The organism is Nonomuraea sp. NPDC049625 (assembly GCF_040675285.1).
In the GTDB taxonomy this organism is placed as follows: domain Bacteria; phylum Actinomycetota; class Actinomycetes; order Streptosporangiales; family Streptosporangiaceae; genus Nonomuraea; species Nonomuraea angiospora_A.
Genome location: NZ_JBFAOQ010000001.1, coordinates 183,088 through 198,927 on the forward strand (window position 1 = coordinate 183,088; position 15,840 = coordinate 198,927).

Genomic DNA, 15,840 nt, shown 5'->3' on the forward strand with positions numbered 1-15,840 from the left:
CCTGTCCGCCGACCGGCGATGCCATCCGCACCCCAGGTCAGGCTAGAGACGCCCCCGCAGTCTGGTCGGTATCAAGGTCGCGGCTCCCCTCAGAAGCTCAGCACCTCCGAGAGAGCTTCTACGTGCGACCCGCCTTTTCCGCGTCGGTGTCCAGGCGACGCTCCCACGCTGGCGTTCAGGAGAGGCTCCCGCGCTGGCGTTCATGAGAGGCTCCCGCGTCGGCGTCCAGAAACGCCGTCCGCTGGTACACCGCGCCGGTGCGATGGCCTTCTCGCCGCGCGTGCCTACACCGCGCGGAGCGGCTCGTCAGAACCCTCCCCTTCGTGGCTTCCCGAAATTGAACATGCCACTTCAAAATCAGGAAGCTCATGGCTAATATTGCGACCATGGCATGGCGGAAAGCGAGGTGACATCCGCACGCACGCCCTTAGACGCACAAGCCAGAACATCCCGCCGGTCGCGTGCGCGGATTCGGGGCAGTGCGGCCAAACCGCCGACATCTCCGGCATCCGGTCCCCAACAACCGGCTCTGCGGCCATCCCCCATGGCAGGGTCAGCGCGATCTCCGCCGCCCTCGTCCGGGCGCCTGCCCCCCCCCGTGATCCCCTGCGATTTCAAGCACCTCGACCACCGACCAGATCCCAATGACCACCATCTGACGACCACGACCCCCACCGGCGACCCCCACCGGCGACCCCCACCGGCGACTCCCACCCGCGACCCGGAGACGATCCCATGAGACCGAAAATCGGCTACTTACTCCCGACACGTGACTGGACAGTGCTCGGCAACCACAACCTCTTCGCGCTCATCGAGCAGGCGAGGCTGGCCGAGGAATTAGGGTTCGACTCGGTGTGGGCGGGCGACAGCCCGGTGACGCGCCCCAGAGCCGACGCGCTGATGATGCTTGCCGCAGTCGCCGCCACCACGAACCAGATCACGCTCGGCACCGCCGTACTGCTCCCCGCCCTCCGCCACCCGCTCCTCCTTGCCCACCAACTGGCGACACTCGACGGCATCGCGGACGGACGGCTGATCGTCGGCATGGGCGGAGGATTCGCCCACCCGAACACCGAGGCCCAGTTCGAGGCGCTCGGAGTCGGCTTCAAGCGCCGGATCAGCCGCATGGAGGAGTCGATCGACATCATGCGACGCCTTTGGGCCGGCGAAACGATCTCTCACCAGGGCGGGCATTTCACGTTCCACGATGTGACGCTCGACCCCAAACCCGTACAGGCCGGTGGGCCGCCGATATGGCTGCCGGGCAGCGGTGAACGGGCACTGCGGCGCGCAGCCTGCCTGGCCGACGGCTGGCTGCCGTACCCGCCGACGCAGAAGGTCTACGCGGAAGACCTGAACGCGCTGACGTCGGTCGGCACGCTCCAGGCCGCATCAACAGCCGGTGCCCCCGACGCCTCGTCGGCAGCCTCATCAACAGCCGGCACCCCCGAAGCCTCGTCGGCAGCCCCATCAACAGGCAGTACCCCTGAAGTCTCGTGGGCAGCCTCCGGGGCCTCGTCGACAGCCGGCACCCCCGAAGTGCCGCCCACGGACGGCATGCGCGAGCACGGATCCCCCAGAGCCTCGGCGGCCCACCCCTTCACCCCGGCCCTGTACGCCACCATCTGCCTGGACGAGGACCCCGAACGCGCCCGTCACCGCCTCCGCACCAGCATCGAGCGCTACTACAACGCGCCGCTCGAGTTCGTCGAGAGCATCCAGGCCATGTTCGCCGGCACCCCAGAAGAGGCCGCGAACTGGCTGAACGGTTACATCGAGGCAGGTGCCCGGCATGTGGTGATCAGGCTGGCCGTGGACGATCACCGGGCGGCCATGGAGGAGTTCGCCGCGCAGGTGATGCCCAGGACGGGGGAGAGATGACCACGTTCGTCCTGGTGCCGGGCGCCTGGCACGGGCCTTGGGCCTGGGACCGCGTCGTACCTCTCCTGGAACGATCCGGCGCCCGCACGATCACCCCGGACCTGCCCCACACCCCTGACACCGGCCTGCACGACCACGTCGAACAGGTGCTCACCGCCCTGGACACCGCACCCGAGGACGACCGTACGGTGCTCGTCGGACACAGCTATGCGGGCCTGGTGGTGCGCCAGGCGGCCGACCTCCGGCCGGAACGTGTACACCATGTCGTGCTCGTGGACGGCTGGGCAGGCCCGAACGGCGCCGGCATGTTCACCCTCGCCCCCGGCACCTTCGTACAGGCCATCCGCGCCTCCGCTGACGGCGGGCTGATCCCCGCCCCCGCGCCGGAGCTCTTCGGCATCACCGACCCCGCCGACGCTGCCTGGCTCCGAGAGAGGCTGCGCCCGCACCCGCTGCGTACATTCACGGACACGACGCGCCTCAGCGGGGCCGTCGACCGGATCCCCGGGACGGGCATCTTCTGCCAGCCCCAGACCTTTCCATTCGAGCAGTTCGCCAAGTCGGTCGGCTACCGGACGCTCGCGATCGAGGGCCCGCACGACGTGATGCTCGTACATCCAGAACTACTCACCCAGCTACTCGTCGACGTAGTCGAGGGTTCGAAAAGGGGAAGCCCGAGATTAAGCTGATGAAGTGGATCGGACGTACAACCAGTTCTGCGCCACAGCGCGGACGCTCGACCTCGTAGGGGAGCGCTGGACGCTGCTCATCGTGCGTGACCTGCTGACCGGCCCCAAGCGCTTCTCCGACTTCCAGAACAGCCTCCGCGGGCTCGGCACGGGCCTGCTGGCCGCGCGCCTGAAGCATCTCGAACGTGAAGGACTGGTGCGGAAGGTCACACTCCCGGCGCCCGCCCGTACCCCCGCGTACACGCTCACGGAGGCCGGCGCCGAACTCGCGCCCGCCGTGCTGGCCCTGGCGCGCTGGGGCATGAAGTGGGCCATGGGCGAACGCCGGGAGGGCGAGGCGTTCCACGGCGGATGGGCGGTTCTGGGGCTGAGGGCCTGCTTCGACGCGGAGGCGGCGCGGGGCGTGCGGGCGATGTACGAGTTCCGGGTGGGGGACGAGGTCTTCCATGCCCTGGTCCAGGACGGGACGATCGACACCCAGCACGGTCCGGCGCAGCGTCCGGACGCCGTCATCGAGACCGACGACGAGGTGCTGGTGGACATGGCGGCCGGGCGTACGACGTTCGCGGAGGCGGTCAAGGAGCGTCGCGCGGAGGCGTCCGGCGACCCGGCGGCGCTGGGTGCTCTGTACGGAATCTTCCGCATCCCGGCCCCGGAGGAACGCGCCGTTCCCGGCGTGGGATAAGGCGCCCGGCGGCCCGAGTACCCTTATTGGCATGGCAGCAGGCGGTAGGGCTTCGGGCAGGCCCGCGAAGAAAAAGGGCCCGTCCAAAGGCGCCGGAGGGCAGGGCCGCCGGTCGCTCGAGGGCAAGGGCGCGACCCCGCCTGCCGAAATGCGGCATTGGTACAAGGACAAGGCCCGTACAGAGCGCATCGCCCGCGAGGATCGCGGCGGCACCCGACGTCCCGCTCCGGCGCGGCAGCGGCGCTCCGAGGACGCGCCCGAGTACATCGGCGGTCGCAACCCCGTACTCGAGGCCCTGCAGGCGGGCGTCCCGTCCAACGCCCTCTACGTCGCTCAGCGCATCGACAACGACGATCGCGTACGCGACTCCATCAGGATCGCGGCCGAGCGCGGGATCGCCCTGCTCGAAGTCTCCCGCGACAAGCTCGACCGCCTGTCGGAGGGCGTCGTCCACCAGGGCATCGCGCTCCAGATCCCGGCGTACGACTACGCGCACCCGTCCGACCTCGTGGAGCTCGCGCACGACGCCGCCGAGGTCCCGTTGATCGTGGCCCTCGACTCGGTCACCGACCCGCGCAACCTCGGCGCCATCGCCCGCTCGGCCACCGCCTTCGGCGCCCACGGCCTCCTCATCCCCTCCCGCCGCTCGGCCGGGGTCACGGGCGGGGCCTGGAAGACCTCCGCGGGCACCCTCGCCACCATGCGCGTGGCCCGCGCGGCCAACTTGACGGCAGCGCTGCGGGAGTACCGCGAAGCGGGCCTGTTCGTCATCGGCCTCGACGGCGCCGGCGAGACCGACATCGGCGACGTCGACCTGCTCGCCGAGCCGCTGGTGGTGGTCGTGGGCTCGGAGGGCAAGGGCCTTTCGCGGCTGGTCCGGGAGCAGTGCGACGTGGTGACCCGGATCCCGATGCAGGCGGCCGCAGAGTCGCTCAACGCGGGAGTGGCGGCCGGAGTGGCGCTGTACGAAGTCGCTCGTCACAGGCGCCTCTAGCGTCTACACTGGTAGGCCGCGCCGACGTAGCTCAATCGGCAGAGCATCTGTCTTGTAAACAGAAGGTCAGGGGTTCGATTCCCCTCGTCGGCTCTGCAGCTCAAAGGCCCCTTCCGGGACGCGGAAGGGGCCTTTTTGATCTTGTACAGCAGTGGGATACAGCAACGGTCTCTCGCCACAGCTGGCGGGCCCTGCTTCAACTGATCAAGCATCAGGCGCGCGTCAGCTACCCGACCTGTACCTCTCCGTGTCGTCAGTGCGGCACATCGACTGCGCTATCGGTGGCCAGGGATCTTCTCTGACTGGTCTTTAAGGACGGATGATGATCTCAACTGCCTCGATCTTGATGAACCTTCCTCCTTCTCCCCGCGGAGGCGTCTCCGAAGGCTCCTCCTGAGGCCAGCCGTCGGCCGGCATGAAGACGATCCGCTGAAACTCCTCATCCTGCCAGCGCTTCACGGTGGAGGGCTTCCAGTAATTGCGCCTCCTCCACTTGAGGTCTGCTTTCGGGAACCTCTTGCGAGAGATCATGCTCGCCAGACTGGCGGGCTTAATGGACAGCTCTGCCGCAACCTGCTCGGTGGTAAGCCAGTCACCTTCTTCGAGGAGAGGAGGACGCTCGACAAGCGCGCTCGGGTCGATGGGACGCCGCCTAGCCGGGCGCCGCTGGTAGATCTTGTGGCCGCACTTCGGGCACTGGACAACCATCTGGAGAGCCTCCGTTCTTGATCCTTCGGGAGTATTGGCCTCGAGAGAAGTTCTATCTCCAGTTCTGTCAAGAGCAAAAGGGTCGCCCAACTGTGCAGGTCCGGACTTGTTTCCCGGCAAATAGTAGGAAAATGCACATAGGGGTGCATATATCTGTAATTGATCCGCTGCGATTCGGTCACCGCGCCACTGAGCGGACATGAAGCAGGACCCCTCACGGTTCATGAGAGGCCCTGCTCTTTCAGCGATTTCAGCCGTCGAGGCTCTGGTTGAGCTTGTCGAGGGCCTTGCGGGTCTCGGTGCTAGGGATCTGGGTGTAGACGTTCATGGTCACTGAGATTTGAGAGTGGCGGAGGATGCGCATCGCCACACGCGGGTGAACGTCGAGGGCAGCCAGGAGCGAGGCACAGGTGTGCCGGGTGTCGTGGACGCGGATACGCGGGACACCGGCGTTCTGGCAGTGCGAGTCGAAGGCACGATTGAGGTTCCGCGGTTCGACGGGCGTGCCGTACCTAGTGGTGAACACCAGGTCCGACTCCTTCCACCTGGCGTCAGCCTCTTCGCGGGCCTGGTTTTGCAGCCCTCGTCGCTGCTTGAGCGCTGAGATGCACAGCCCCAAGAGCGGAAGCGAGTCGGAGGAGACGTCCGTCTTGGTTCTGTCGCGGTGCAGGAGCTGGCCCCCGACCCTTGTGAGTTGGCGAGTGATGTGGAGCTCACCACCGTCGAGATCCACGCAGTCCCAGGCCAGCCCGAGCACCTCGCCACGACGCAGGCCGAGAACGAGGATGAGCACGTAGGCCGCGTAGAGTGGATCATTCTGGACGTGCTCCAGGAAGCGGCGAGCCTCGTCCACACTCCAGACGACCTGTTGCCGCTTTTTCTTGGTCTTGCTGGCACTGGGCATTGTGGTCAGGGCGGCCACGTTCTTGGAGATCAGTTCCTCGCGAATGGCATGGCCGAGGGCCGCTCGAAGAGTGCGGCGGATACCCATGATCGTGTACCGGGCAGGGAAGCTCCTACAGCACTTCCCGATGGCGCAGCACCGGCGCTTGCGTTCTGGTCGCTTGTGGTCCTTCGTCTGGTCGCAGCAGGTGCAGAGGGTGGGCAGGGTGTTCAGCCAGGCTTGTACGTCTCGGACGGTGAGCTTGTCGAGGCGCTTCTTACCCAGGCGGGGGATGATGTAGAGCCGGATGAGCGGCTCGTAGGCGACGTACGTGGTGGGTTCCCGGTTGGGCTCGACGACTTCGGCGAGCCAGCGGTTGAGGAAGGCCGCCAACGTCTCGTGCTTGGTGGCCACCGGTCCCTTGCTGGCTTGCTCGTGGAGCTTGAGCCACTTCTCGTGGGTCTCCTCGCGGGTCTTGCCGTAGGCCCACTTGCGGGTGCGCTTGCCCTCGGGTGTGGTGACCCAGACGTAGCCCGCCCAGCCGTCCTTGTACGGGAAGATCGAGCCTTCTCCATTCGATCGCTTACTCATTAGGCGGCCTCCTCACATAGGCGGGTCACGTAGGCGTCCAGGGCGGACGAGGGGATCCGGCGGCAGCGAGCGCCGACGAGGATGGACGTGATCTCGCCTGAGCGGATCAGGTTGTAGAGGGTCCATCGGCTGATTTTGAGCACGGCCATGGCCTCGGGCACGGTGAGCAGTTCAGCGGTCATGCGTGGCCTCCTGTGTGAGCGAGGCGGCGAGAGCGTGCTCGCCGGGTGTGAAGCCCTGTCCGGCGTACTGCCAGTGGCCGAGGACGAAGGTGGTTTCCGGGTCGTACGGCAGGCGGGCGCGGGTCCAGTCGATGCGGGCCTGGCGTAGGTCGCCGAGGGTGGTGGAGTAGGCGCGGCTCTTGGTGGAGAAGTGACCTCGGAAGCCGAGCATGTGAGCCCAGTCGCGGAGCCTTAGGTGGGCAAGGCCCGGGTGAGCGGTCGGGTTGCCGAGCGTCCAGGCTGTGCGGATGAGGCGTGCCGGGTGGTTGCCGATGTCGAGGCGGTGGAGCTGGCGGATGGTGGCGCTGGTCAGGGGCCGGTCGAGGGTGCCTGAGGTCTCGGCGGCCTTGGTGGCGTACTTGGCGATGTAGCCCGCGACCTTCTCTTCGGTCATGTCGTCGTTGCTGGAGTCGGTGGTGGCGATGTGTTTGACGTCGATCTGGTCGCCCCAGAGGAGTTCGCGGGTGGGCTGCCCGAGGTCGGGTGAGGGCAGGTGCACGGCGCGGGCGGCCGAAAGGATGGCGTCGTCGAGCAGTTCGACGGTGGCCCAGGGCGGTGGCGGGACGGGTGTGTTGTCCTCGGTGCGGGTGTCCAGCCGGATGACGGCGTGGAAATGGACGACACCGCGGGCCTGGTACTCGGCGACCTTGGCGAAGGAGATCCGTACGGTCTTGTCGAAGGTCTTGCGGGTCAGGCCGGCGGCTGCGGCCAGGTGCCGGCGGAGGTAGATGGTGAAGCGCCGCCACAGGTCTCCGGCGTGGGCGTTCCACAGGATGTGGCCGACGTAGTCGTAGGTGTCCGGGTCGAGTGGTTGGCCGATGGCCGGGTCTCCTTGCTGGTGGCGGGTGAAGCAGTCCGGGCCGCTCCTGCGTGGGTGGCAGATGGGTGCTGTGCCGTCCTTGGATGGGCCTCGGTGGACGGGGCCGAAGGTGGGTGCGGTGAAGGTGGCCAGCACTCGCGGGTGGGTGCGGACGGTGGCCGGGACTCCTTTGTCGCCGCCGAGCAAGCCCGCGCGGATGAGGTGAAAGGTGTCGCGCCTGTAGGTCTCGGCGCAGGCCGGGCAGCGGGCTTGGCGGCGGTTGCCGCAGCGGACGAGGAGTTGGCCGTGGGGCTCGTGGGCGGTGGTGTAGTGCCGCAGCAGTTCGCCCGTGAAGCTGTCGATGGTGTCCGACTCGCCGGTGAGGCGGATGGGCTCGCGGCAGCCGCGTAGCCGCTCTACCTGGTGCAGCCAGCGGGTCACGTCGTAGCTGGAGCGCCGGGCGAGGTCGCGGATGACCGGGCCGATGAGGGCGCTGATGGGTGCGGGTAGCTCGATGGCCTCGGTCATGGTGCCTCCTCTCCGGTGCCTTCGCAGCACGGGCAGTTGATGGTGATCAGTTGGTTGGTGCGGACGGAGCGGACGCGGACGGAGCCGTATCCGCCGCATTCCGGGCATGGCCGGTGGCGCATACTGGAGTTCCTTCGTTGAGTGCGGAGGGTGACGCCCCACGGGGGCGGCGTGGCTGCCAGGCTTGAGCCGCCCCGTGGTGGCGTCGTTTTGCGTTCAGTTGTGGTTGTCGATGCCAGTGCCGGAGCAGTCGCGGCAGGTGTCGTCGTCATAGAGGCCGGTGCCGTTGCAGGTGGCGCAGGCGTAGGCGTGGATCTCGGTGGTCATCGGGTGCCTCTGATGGCGCCGGAGCCGAGGTAGCGGCGGCAGTAGGGCTGGTTCATGTCGGGTCTCCTTGCGTGGTGATCCAGGCGTCGCGGTCGCCGTTGGCGTGCGCGATGGCGGCCAGGACGCGCCGGAGGTTGGTGCGGTCCAGGCCGGTGATGGTGGGGCGGAGCTCGACCGGCAGGCTGTCGGCGAGCGAGAGGGCGATGCGCAGGATGGCGGCCTCGCTGCCGCAGCAGGGCAGTCGGCCGGCGGACAGGGCGGTGTGGGCGGCCTGCCAGTCGATGACCGCGTACGAGGGGCGGGTGCGGGCGGCGGGGACGTAGTCGATGGCGTAGCGGTGGAAGTCGGCGCGGTGGAGCCATATGCCGTGCTGGATGAGCAGTTCGACGGCGGCTTCCATGGCGTAGGAGCCGCGTGCCCAGGCGCGGGCGGCCTCGGCCAGTTCGAACGAGGTGGGGTGGGTCATGAGATGGGTTCCTTTCGGATCTGGGTGAGCAGGTCGGTGGCCAGGTCGGCCGTGATGCCCATGCGGGTGCGTAGTTGCTCGCTGGTGATGGGCTTTTGGTGGGTGGTGTGGTGGTCGTCGGCCAGGCGGCGGGCGTAGGCCACGAGTGCCGGCGACGTGACGGGTCCGGTCGGTCGTGGCGTGGCGGCGTCGAACGCGGGTGTGTCGGTGGTGACCTGCTCGACGGGTGTGCTGGTGTCTTCGGTCACCGGTTGTTCGGCGGGTGCCCGGGTGCGGTGTGAGGCGCGGCGTTCGAGCATGGAGACCGCGACCAGGAACGCCACGGCTGGGGTGGCGGCGGTGATCCAGCCCCACACGCTCGGGTGCGCGGTGGCGAGGTTGGCCGCCAAGGTGAGCACGATGCCGCCGGTGAGCACGAGCGCGGGCCACGAGATGACGCCGTGTCGGTGGCGGCCGGTGCGTTTGTCGCGTTGGAGTTCGCGGGCGGCCATCACGCACATCAGGTCGATGCACACGGCGACCGCCCACGCTTGCCAGCCGTGTTGCCCGTGCCGGGCGGCCAGGTCGCTGATGTGGGTGAACGAGCCGACAGCGGCGATGGCGGCCAGGACGACCACGGGGCCGGTGTCGAGCAGACGCGATCGGATGCGGTCCATATCGGGCGCCTCCTTTCGGGTTTCGGGCATGGGCGGGATAGGGACCTGGCGCGATGGGCTCGCGGCCGGGCCGTACAGGGTGTGGGTCAGGTGGGCTCGCCCTCGCGGGCCAGCGCCTCCAACTCCGCGTCGGTGACGGTCAGATCGGTGGCGGTGAGCAGGTCGGCCCACGTGGGCGCGAGGTCGGCGTGCGTGTGGGCAGCGGCCTCGGCTACTTCTTCGCTGACGTAGACGGAGCGGGCGCGGTACCAGCGGCCGTCATCGGCGACGACAACGGCGGTGCCGGGCATGTTTGCCGGGATCTGGCGGGCTGCGTCGAGCGCGGCGGGGTCGGTGTCGCCGAGGGTCATGGTGGCGGTCTCCGGGTCGTTGACTCGGTGGCAGACCCGGCCGGAGAGCTGTGACCGCAGGGCGGTGACGCCGGGGCCGAGGTCGGAGCCGACGCGTTGGCCGCAGATGAACAGGTAGACGCCGAAGGCCCGGCCGAGCTGGGCAAGTCGCAGCAGGGCGGTGGCGGTGGAGGCGATCTCGTCTTTCTCGCCTTTGTGGGCCATCAGGAACAGTTCGGCGACCTCGTCCACCAGGACGACGACTGGTGTCGGCCGTAGGTCCTCTGGCAGTTTCCAGATGTTGCGTGCCTTGTTGTTGCGGCACAGTGCCATTCGGGTTTTGACCAGGCAGATCAGGTCGTCGAGTAGGCCGACGCATTCGGCTCGTTCGGTGGCGATGGCGGACAGGCGCGGCTCGTAGGCGGTCAGCTCCACCCCGCCTTTGAGGTCGAAGCCCACCAGGGCGACGGGTTGCGCTGACAGGCCGGTGATGAGCGCGTTGAGCAAGGTGGACTTGCCGGATTGGGTGGCTCCGGTGTTGAGCCAGTGTGGAACGGTGCGGAAGTCGACCACCCATGGCGCGCCGGTCTCCAGCAGGCCAACCCTTACCCTCAGCAGACCTTCGGATAGGACCGGGGCGCGGACCTCCGAAAGTGGGTCGCCTCGGGTAGCCAGCAGCGTGACGCGGCCCGGCCGGGATGCGACGAGCCGGACCGAGTGCACGCGCCAGGCGTGCGCGAGGTTCGATAGGCGGGCGGCGTAGTCCTCGGGCGTCTGCCCGTCCATCAGCTTGACGTTGACGCGGAAGCCGAGCCGGTGTGGGCGGATGAGGCCCAGGCGGGGCGGTTTGTCGATCTGGACGCGGCGGATCTTCCGCTTCTGCGACAGGGAGATCGTGGCGTGACCGACGACCGGCAGGCCGTCGAGGGTGTAGCGCCAGCGGCGCAGCTTACGGGTGAGCGTGCAGCCCAGGGCGACGTTGCCCCAGGTGAGGTAGACATGCGCGGCCTTGAGCGGGTAGCCCAGGCACAGCCAGAGTGAGACCGGATGCAGCGTGCGCCACACCAGCAGGACCGTGCAGACCGAGGCCACGGTGATGGCCAGCGGGATGAGCCAGTCGGACATAATCGGGACTGTCCTTTCGAACCATCGGAAGGAAGGCCCCGGAGCGGGCGGTTAGCTGCCAGGCGATGCGCCCGCTCCAGGGGTGCTATGTATGCGGCTAGGCCGCCTTCGGTGTGGCCAGCGTGATGGTCTCGGCGCGAAAACCGAGTCCGGAGCGGCCGTTCATCGACCAGAAGAACGCGGCCAGGCCGACCGGCCGGACCTGCACGCCCTCGGGGATCTGCGGGAACGTCTCACTCGGGAACGTCACCACGATCACCGGGTTGCGCCGGTCGTCGTTCGGCTTGGGCAGGAGCGGGATGGTGTAGAGCTCCCGCCCTTCCGCGTCTCGCTTCACCTCGCCGGTGGCGCGGTCCACGATCTTGGGCTCGGGCTCGCCCGCGACCGTGAACGCCAGGCTGGTGATGTCGACGGGGATGTTACGCATGATGGTTCTCCCAGACCTAAGGTCCTCAACTCCTAATGAGGACTGTAGGATTGATGATGGCCACGCAGACCTCCTGTCGTCAACTCCTAATGAGGAGTAGACTTCGTGGCGAGGACAGTTTTTACTGTTCGATCACCACGAGGCGGAAACAGTGACAGCAGGTTTGGGCGGATTCGCCCCGAAATACCAGCGCATCGCGGAGGAACTGCGGCGAGACATCAACGAGGGCCGCTACCAACCGGGGGAGCGACTCCCCGCGGAAACAGCCCTGGCCGAACGATTCAGAGTCAGTCTGCCGACCATCCGACAGGCCATCGGCGTTCTACGAGCCCAAGGCATCGCCGAATCCAAGCACGGCATCGGCACCTTCGTACGGCAGGACCACCGGCTCGAACGGCGCTCCCGCCATCGCTACGGCCGTGCACGCGGCGACCAGAAACTCCTCACGGCGCATCTGCGGCACGACATCGTCTTCGCCGGTCCAGAACAGGCGCCGGCACGTATTGCCGCCGCCATGGGCATCGACGAGGGCACCGAGGTCATCACCCGCCGCCGCGTGCTCTACGACAAGGAGAGCAACACGCCCGAGGAGATCGGCGCCAGCTACATCCCGACCGACATCGCCCGCGGGACCTTCCTGGAAAAGCGTGACGTCGTCCCTAAAGCACTCTTCCTCTGCGTCGAGGACCTGAGTGGCAAGCGCTACCACCACGCCCGCGACCAGTGGATCGCGCGCAGCGCCACACCGGAGGAGGCCATGACTCTGGCTCTTCCGCAGGGTGGCCAGGTCATGCACGTCATCCACACCGCCCGAGCCGAGGATGACGCAGTGCTGGAGGTGTCGGAGTCGATCTGGCCGGCAGACCGGGTAACCATCATCGATGAGTACCTGATCGACCAAGAGCCGAACGTCCCCGACACCCCCTCCCAGATCTGAGGCACACCGATGACCATCGAGAACGTGGACGAGGTCCGCTCACACTGGTGGCCACGACAAGGCTGGTGGCCCGGCCGCCTGGTCTACACCTGGCATCTGACCTTTGAGCACGCACCGCAACTGCACCAGCTCGCGGAGCGCTACCAAACCGCCCTCTCCACGATCCGCGGGCACAACCCGATCCCGGCCCAGTGGCTGCACCTCACCGTGCAGTCAGTGGGGTTCGTCGACGAGGTGTCCGAAGAACTGCTTGACCAGGTCATCAAGGCAGTCGGCGTACGCCTGGGGCAACTCGCCCCCATAGAGCTGACTTTCCATCAGCCTGTCGTCATCGGCGAGGCCGTAGTGCTGGCTCCTACCCCTGTAGGGCCGTTGCACCAGATCTGGGACGAGATCAGGACCGGCATCGCGGAAGTCGCTGGAAACGCGCCAACAGCAGCTGAGCAGGCCAAGGGATTCCGCCCACACGTGAGCCTGACCTACTTCAACACACCAGGACCAGCCAAGCCCTATATGGACGGTTTGAACGCGGTCGATGCCGACGCGGCAAACGTCAACGTGGATCAGGTGGCCCTGATCGTGCAGAACCGGGTACTGGACCCCGAGCGGGTCTACCGCTGGAACACCTACGCCACAGTGCCTCTTGGCACCCGTTAGCGCAGGTCAAGAGAATGGACGGCAGCGACAAGATCGGACGTGGTTACAACCTTCTATACGGGTTCAAGCCGCCGCCCGTTGGGCGGCGGGCGGCCGGGCGGTCCGGGCGGGCGTGCGGCCTCTCCGGGCCGGTCCCGCCCGGCCGCCCCGCCGCACCATCGAACGCAGGCGGAATCGCGTAGAAGCTCCCCAAAGTCCTCGTGCCAGCGCTACCCATCGACACCAGAACGGCAAGGTCCGCAGTCTGTCGCAGGAGCAGACACTCCAGCCCTGAGCCGACGACTGCTGGAGCCGCGTTAGGAGGGCAAAGGCTGCTGGACTCCAGCCGAAAGCAAGTCTTCCAGAAGTCCGTAATCTGGATGATTGCCTCCAGCCAACCGATCGATCATAGTTCGCGTCATGTAGCGAAAACTCTGAGGTGGATGGAAAGAAGCCTTTTCTCGCAGCTCACGCAAGGGCAGGGGTTCTGAAAGACGCCGGGGATCGCTCAACATGAGCGCGTATGCAGTAGCAGCTCCGGTGAGATAGACGTCGAACTCTTCTCTGGAGAGTCCTAGCTCACTGCCATGGCGCTCCCAGATCTCATCGGGGGAACCTTCTGAGATGCCAAGGATCTTGGCGGTTCCGGTCAAAGCTGCTACAGGAGCTGTCGTGTAGATGATCATGGATGAGCCTGGGGCTACGTCGGGTCGCTGACGACGTAGCTCTGCCGACTTATCACCTGCCATGATCGCTTCGGAGTATCTAGGACGTATCGACAGCAAGAGAGCCCGTTCCTCGGTAGTCACCGGACTTGCCCCTCCTCGTATATGGCCGCGAACAGATCCGAAGAGATCTTCGATACTGATCTTAGCGGAAGGGGCTGGCCGAAAGTATCAGCAATCTGTCGCAACCGCTTTAGCGGAACGTGACGACGAAAGAGTTCTGTATCGGCGAACCGAAGAGCGAGTGCTTTCCCTCCTTTGGCGGCGTTCATCACCTGTTGTCTACTCCAGACGCCGAGGTGCTGGAATCGGCCATGCAGAATCTGTGGGCTATCAATGGCCACTTCTTCGAGACGTGAGCAGCCTATTGCACTGGACGGACCTCCCGACCTGTCACCGCTTACGTACCAGAGCAGGCGGGCAGGTGTATGCTCGCCTCTTCGGGTGGGGCTTCTGTAGTAGACATGCTCGCGACTTATGCCCAGAGCGTTGGAGCGCGGCGTTAGCATATGCGGGAAACCGAATAGCTCGGACGACCAATACGGGCGAATAGGCACCATAAATGTCGGCAGCGCGGAGTCGATTATCTTCGCGGGCCAAAGCGATCGTTCGAGGTCTGCCGCGATAATGGGAGATAGGTTCGTTGTCAACGTTGGTAGGCGCAGGTTCACGTGTTCGGCCGCACGTGCGGTGTGCTCCTCAATCGTCTCCGCATTGGCACATGCATCTATTACAAAGGCAAGCCAGCTTCCTTGATGATGGACGAAGCCTTCGCTGCGTAGAATGGCATGAGTCGACGCTGGCATATGATTATCGGTGATGCACACTATCTCTTTGCTCAAGCTTCTAGCATGGGTGCGAGCAAGCTGAATCAGCTGTCGTGTGATCGTCTCCGATATGCGGTTATTGCTTACTCTCATTAGCGGTACGCGAAGGCTGTAGTCGTCTACGCCAAAGATGATCAGCGCAGTTTCCGTGCCATTTGGATTGCGCAAGATCATGCGCTCCCACCTCCTGCCTTCGGCAGATAGCTCCCTGATCAATCTAAGATAATCTGGCTTCCGTTCGCCGTCGGACGTGTTGAGGAAAGCTAGGAGATGCTCCTTCTCCACTGAGCGAATGGGTTCCAGGCGATATTCGGTATCGAGGAGCTGGGACGGCATATAGGCTTGGGCCCGCGCAAGTTCGTCGATATAAAGGATAACGTCTGCAGGGCGCATTACGCGGACACCGCAGATGTCCAATGCCGTCCTTGACCACTGCAGCAATCTTTCGTCTCTTGTAGCGAAGACCGTGATGCCGGCGGCGTATGCATCAGATATATGTCGAACGTCAGAGCGGTCTGATTCATTGGTCGAAAGATCTAGTTCAAGGCTTGTGCGCGCATGATCTATAAGCCTTTGATGCATGGCGTTCGAGGTCGTTTGGTCGGCTGTAAGTTGCCAATACTTTCCGAGTGCCTTGGTCTGCTCTCGCTTGTTGGTGCATTCCGGAAGCCGTGCGACCTCTCGTGCCAGTTCTGGAGTTACCGTTAGTTCTATTTGGTCGGCTAGCCAGTCCGCGTTGAGCGCAAGTGACTCCTTTGCCGCCGTTCGGCTGTCTCCATCTTCAATGTCAATAAAAACATTTAGATCGATAGCGACTTTGAGTATGGCGAGTGAATCCGATGCGGAGAATAGGTCCGGGTGGCCGTGATCTTTCCACCAGATTGATAGTGGGTGGCCGGCCTTGCTTCGCCCCGGCATTTGCCCACGTTCGACAAAACCTAGCTGCGGCCAGAGATCGTTCTCTTTATAGTCGGTCCGGCATCGCAACGTAATGCCGAACCTGTCCTTGTGATACTCGGTGATTGTATCGACGAGTCGTCGAGCCAATCCTGTGCCTCTATACTCCTGTGCAATACACAGATGAGTAAGGCGCACTATTTGTCGTGGAAGCGTATAAAGGGCGTAACCGGCTATTGTGTCGCCCATTTTAACCGCGAGAAGCGTCCTGCGTTCTGCAGCCTGACGAAAGGCTGCCGGAGGAAGGAAGCCGAGTGTTTTGCGTGCTTTATCCGCAAGCTGAATGACCTGCTGGAGCGCTCCAAGATCACTGTCCGCTACGCGGAAGATGTGCGGGAGTGCTGCGTTGCTTGCCTTCTCGCGATCCTTCACGAAGGCGATTGTTCAACGACTTCCTCCCTCTGTCATCTCTTGAGCCCGCGACCTCTTGTATCGATTCGATCAACATG

The 15,840-nt window shown here is 65.3% G+C and carries 16 protein-coding genes and 1 tRNA gene; 7 read left to right on the plus strand and 10 right to left on the minus strand.

What is annotated here, in order from left to right:
• Window positions 1-735: 735 nt before the first annotated feature.
• The 5 genes from AB0J87_RS00970 to AB0J87_RS00990 all read left to right on the plus strand — a co-directional run bounded on the left by AB0J87_RS00970 (window position 736) and on the right by AB0J87_RS00990 (window position 4,342).
• Window positions 736-1,881, plus strand: a complete 1,146-nt coding sequence (locus AB0J87_RS00970) for an LLM class flavin-dependent oxidoreductase (RefSeq protein WP_363962095.1) — start codon at window positions 736-738, stop codon at window positions 1,879-1,881.
• Window positions 1,878-2,570, plus strand: coding sequence for an alpha/beta hydrolase (locus AB0J87_RS00975; protein ID WP_363962096.1), 693 nt, complete (start codon window positions 1,878-1,880; stop codon window positions 2,568-2,570). The genes AB0J87_RS00970 and AB0J87_RS00975 overlap by 4 nt, the downstream gene beginning before the upstream one ends.
• A 4-nt stretch (window positions 2,571-2,574) precedes the next feature.
• The gene (locus tag AB0J87_RS00980; protein WP_363962097.1) at window positions 2,575-3,255 is read left to right on the plus strand and encodes a winged helix-turn-helix transcriptional regulator; all 681 of its coding nucleotides are present in this window, start codon (window positions 2,575-2,577) and stop codon (window positions 3,253-3,255) included.
• 31 nt (window positions 3,256-3,286) lie between these two features.
• Window positions 3,287-4,249: a 23S rRNA (guanosine(2251)-2'-O)-methyltransferase RlmB gene (gene rlmB / locus AB0J87_RS00985; protein ID WP_363962098.1), complete on the plus strand. Its 963-nt coding sequence runs from the start codon at window positions 3,287-3,289 to the stop codon at window positions 4,247-4,249.
• Between the two features lie 20 nt (window positions 4,250-4,269).
• Window positions 4,270-4,342 (plus strand) — tRNA-Thr (locus AB0J87_RS00990).
• Between the two features lie 216 nt (window positions 4,343-4,558).
• Here AB0J87_RS00990 and AB0J87_RS00995 read toward each other — a convergent pair.
• The 8 genes from AB0J87_RS00995 to AB0J87_RS01030 form a co-directional block, all read right to left on the minus strand.
• Window positions 4,559-4,957 (minus strand): hypothetical protein, encoded by a 399-nt coding sequence (locus AB0J87_RS00995; protein ID WP_363962099.1) that lies wholly within the window; start codon window positions 4,955-4,957, stop codon window positions 4,559-4,561.
• A gap of 250 nt (window positions 4,958-5,207) precedes the next feature.
• Window positions 5,208-6,431 (minus strand): site-specific integrase, encoded by a 1,224-nt coding sequence (locus AB0J87_RS01000; protein ID WP_363962100.1) that lies wholly within the window; start codon window positions 6,429-6,431, stop codon window positions 5,208-5,210.
• A complete protein-coding gene (locus AB0J87_RS01005; RefSeq protein ID WP_363962101.1) occupies window positions 6,431-6,613 on the minus strand; it encodes a helix-turn-helix domain-containing protein in 183 nt (60 codons plus the stop codon). The genes AB0J87_RS01000 and AB0J87_RS01005 overlap by 1 nt, the downstream gene beginning before the upstream one ends.
• Window positions 6,603-7,979, minus strand: coding sequence for a replication initiator (locus AB0J87_RS01010; RefSeq protein WP_363962102.1), 1,377 nt, complete (start codon window positions 7,977-7,979; stop codon window positions 6,603-6,605). Before AB0J87_RS01010 ends, AB0J87_RS01005 begins: the two co-directional genes overlap by 11 nt.
• 379 nt (window positions 7,980-8,358) lie before the next feature.
• Window positions 8,359-8,772 (minus strand): hypothetical protein, encoded by a 414-nt coding sequence (locus tag AB0J87_RS01015; protein WP_363962103.1) that lies wholly within the window; start codon window positions 8,770-8,772, stop codon window positions 8,359-8,361.
• Entirely contained in the window at window positions 8,769-9,428 is a 660-nt protein-coding gene (locus AB0J87_RS01020; protein WP_363962104.1) for a DUF2637 domain-containing protein, read from the minus strand. The genes AB0J87_RS01015 and AB0J87_RS01020 overlap by 4 nt, the downstream gene beginning before the upstream one ends.
• Window positions 9,429-9,514: 86 nt before the next feature.
• Window positions 9,515-10,882 (minus strand): FtsK/SpoIIIE domain-containing protein, encoded by a 1,368-nt coding sequence (locus AB0J87_RS01025; RefSeq protein ID WP_363962105.1) that lies wholly within the window; start codon window positions 10,880-10,882, stop codon window positions 9,515-9,517.
• 97 nt (window positions 10,883-10,979) lie between these two features.
• The gene (locus tag AB0J87_RS01030) at window positions 10,980-11,309 is read right to left on the minus strand and encodes a hypothetical protein (RefSeq protein ID WP_363962106.1); all 330 of its coding nucleotides are present in this window, start codon (window positions 11,307-11,309) and stop codon (window positions 10,980-10,982) included.
• 151 nt (window positions 11,310-11,460) lie between these two features.
• Between AB0J87_RS01030 and AB0J87_RS01035 the strand changes: the two genes are divergently transcribed.
• Together AB0J87_RS01035 and AB0J87_RS01040 are read left to right on the plus strand one after the other, a co-directional pair.
• Window positions 11,461-12,246, plus strand: coding sequence for a GntR family transcriptional regulator (locus AB0J87_RS01035; RefSeq protein ID WP_363962107.1), 786 nt, complete (start codon window positions 11,461-11,463; stop codon window positions 12,244-12,246).
• A gap of 9 nt (window positions 12,247-12,255) precedes the next feature.
• Window positions 12,256-12,903, plus strand: a complete 648-nt coding sequence (locus AB0J87_RS01040) for a 2'-5' RNA ligase family protein (RefSeq protein ID WP_363962108.1) — start codon at window positions 12,256-12,258, stop codon at window positions 12,901-12,903.
• 296 nt (window positions 12,904-13,199) lie between these two features.
• Here the strand turns inward: AB0J87_RS01040 and AB0J87_RS01045 are convergent, their stop codons facing one another.
• Complete coding sequence (locus AB0J87_RS01045; protein WP_363962109.1) at window positions 13,200-13,568, minus strand: hypothetical protein; 369 nt, start codon at window positions 13,566-13,568, stop codon at window positions 13,200-13,202.
• A 119-nt stretch (window positions 13,569-13,687) separates the two neighbouring features.
• On the minus strand, window positions 13,688-15,763 hold the full coding sequence (locus tag AB0J87_RS01050) for a GNAT family N-acetyltransferase (protein WP_363962110.1): 2,076 nt from the start codon (window positions 15,761-15,763) through the stop codon (window positions 13,688-13,690).
• Window positions 15,764-15,840 lie beyond the last annotated feature (77 nt).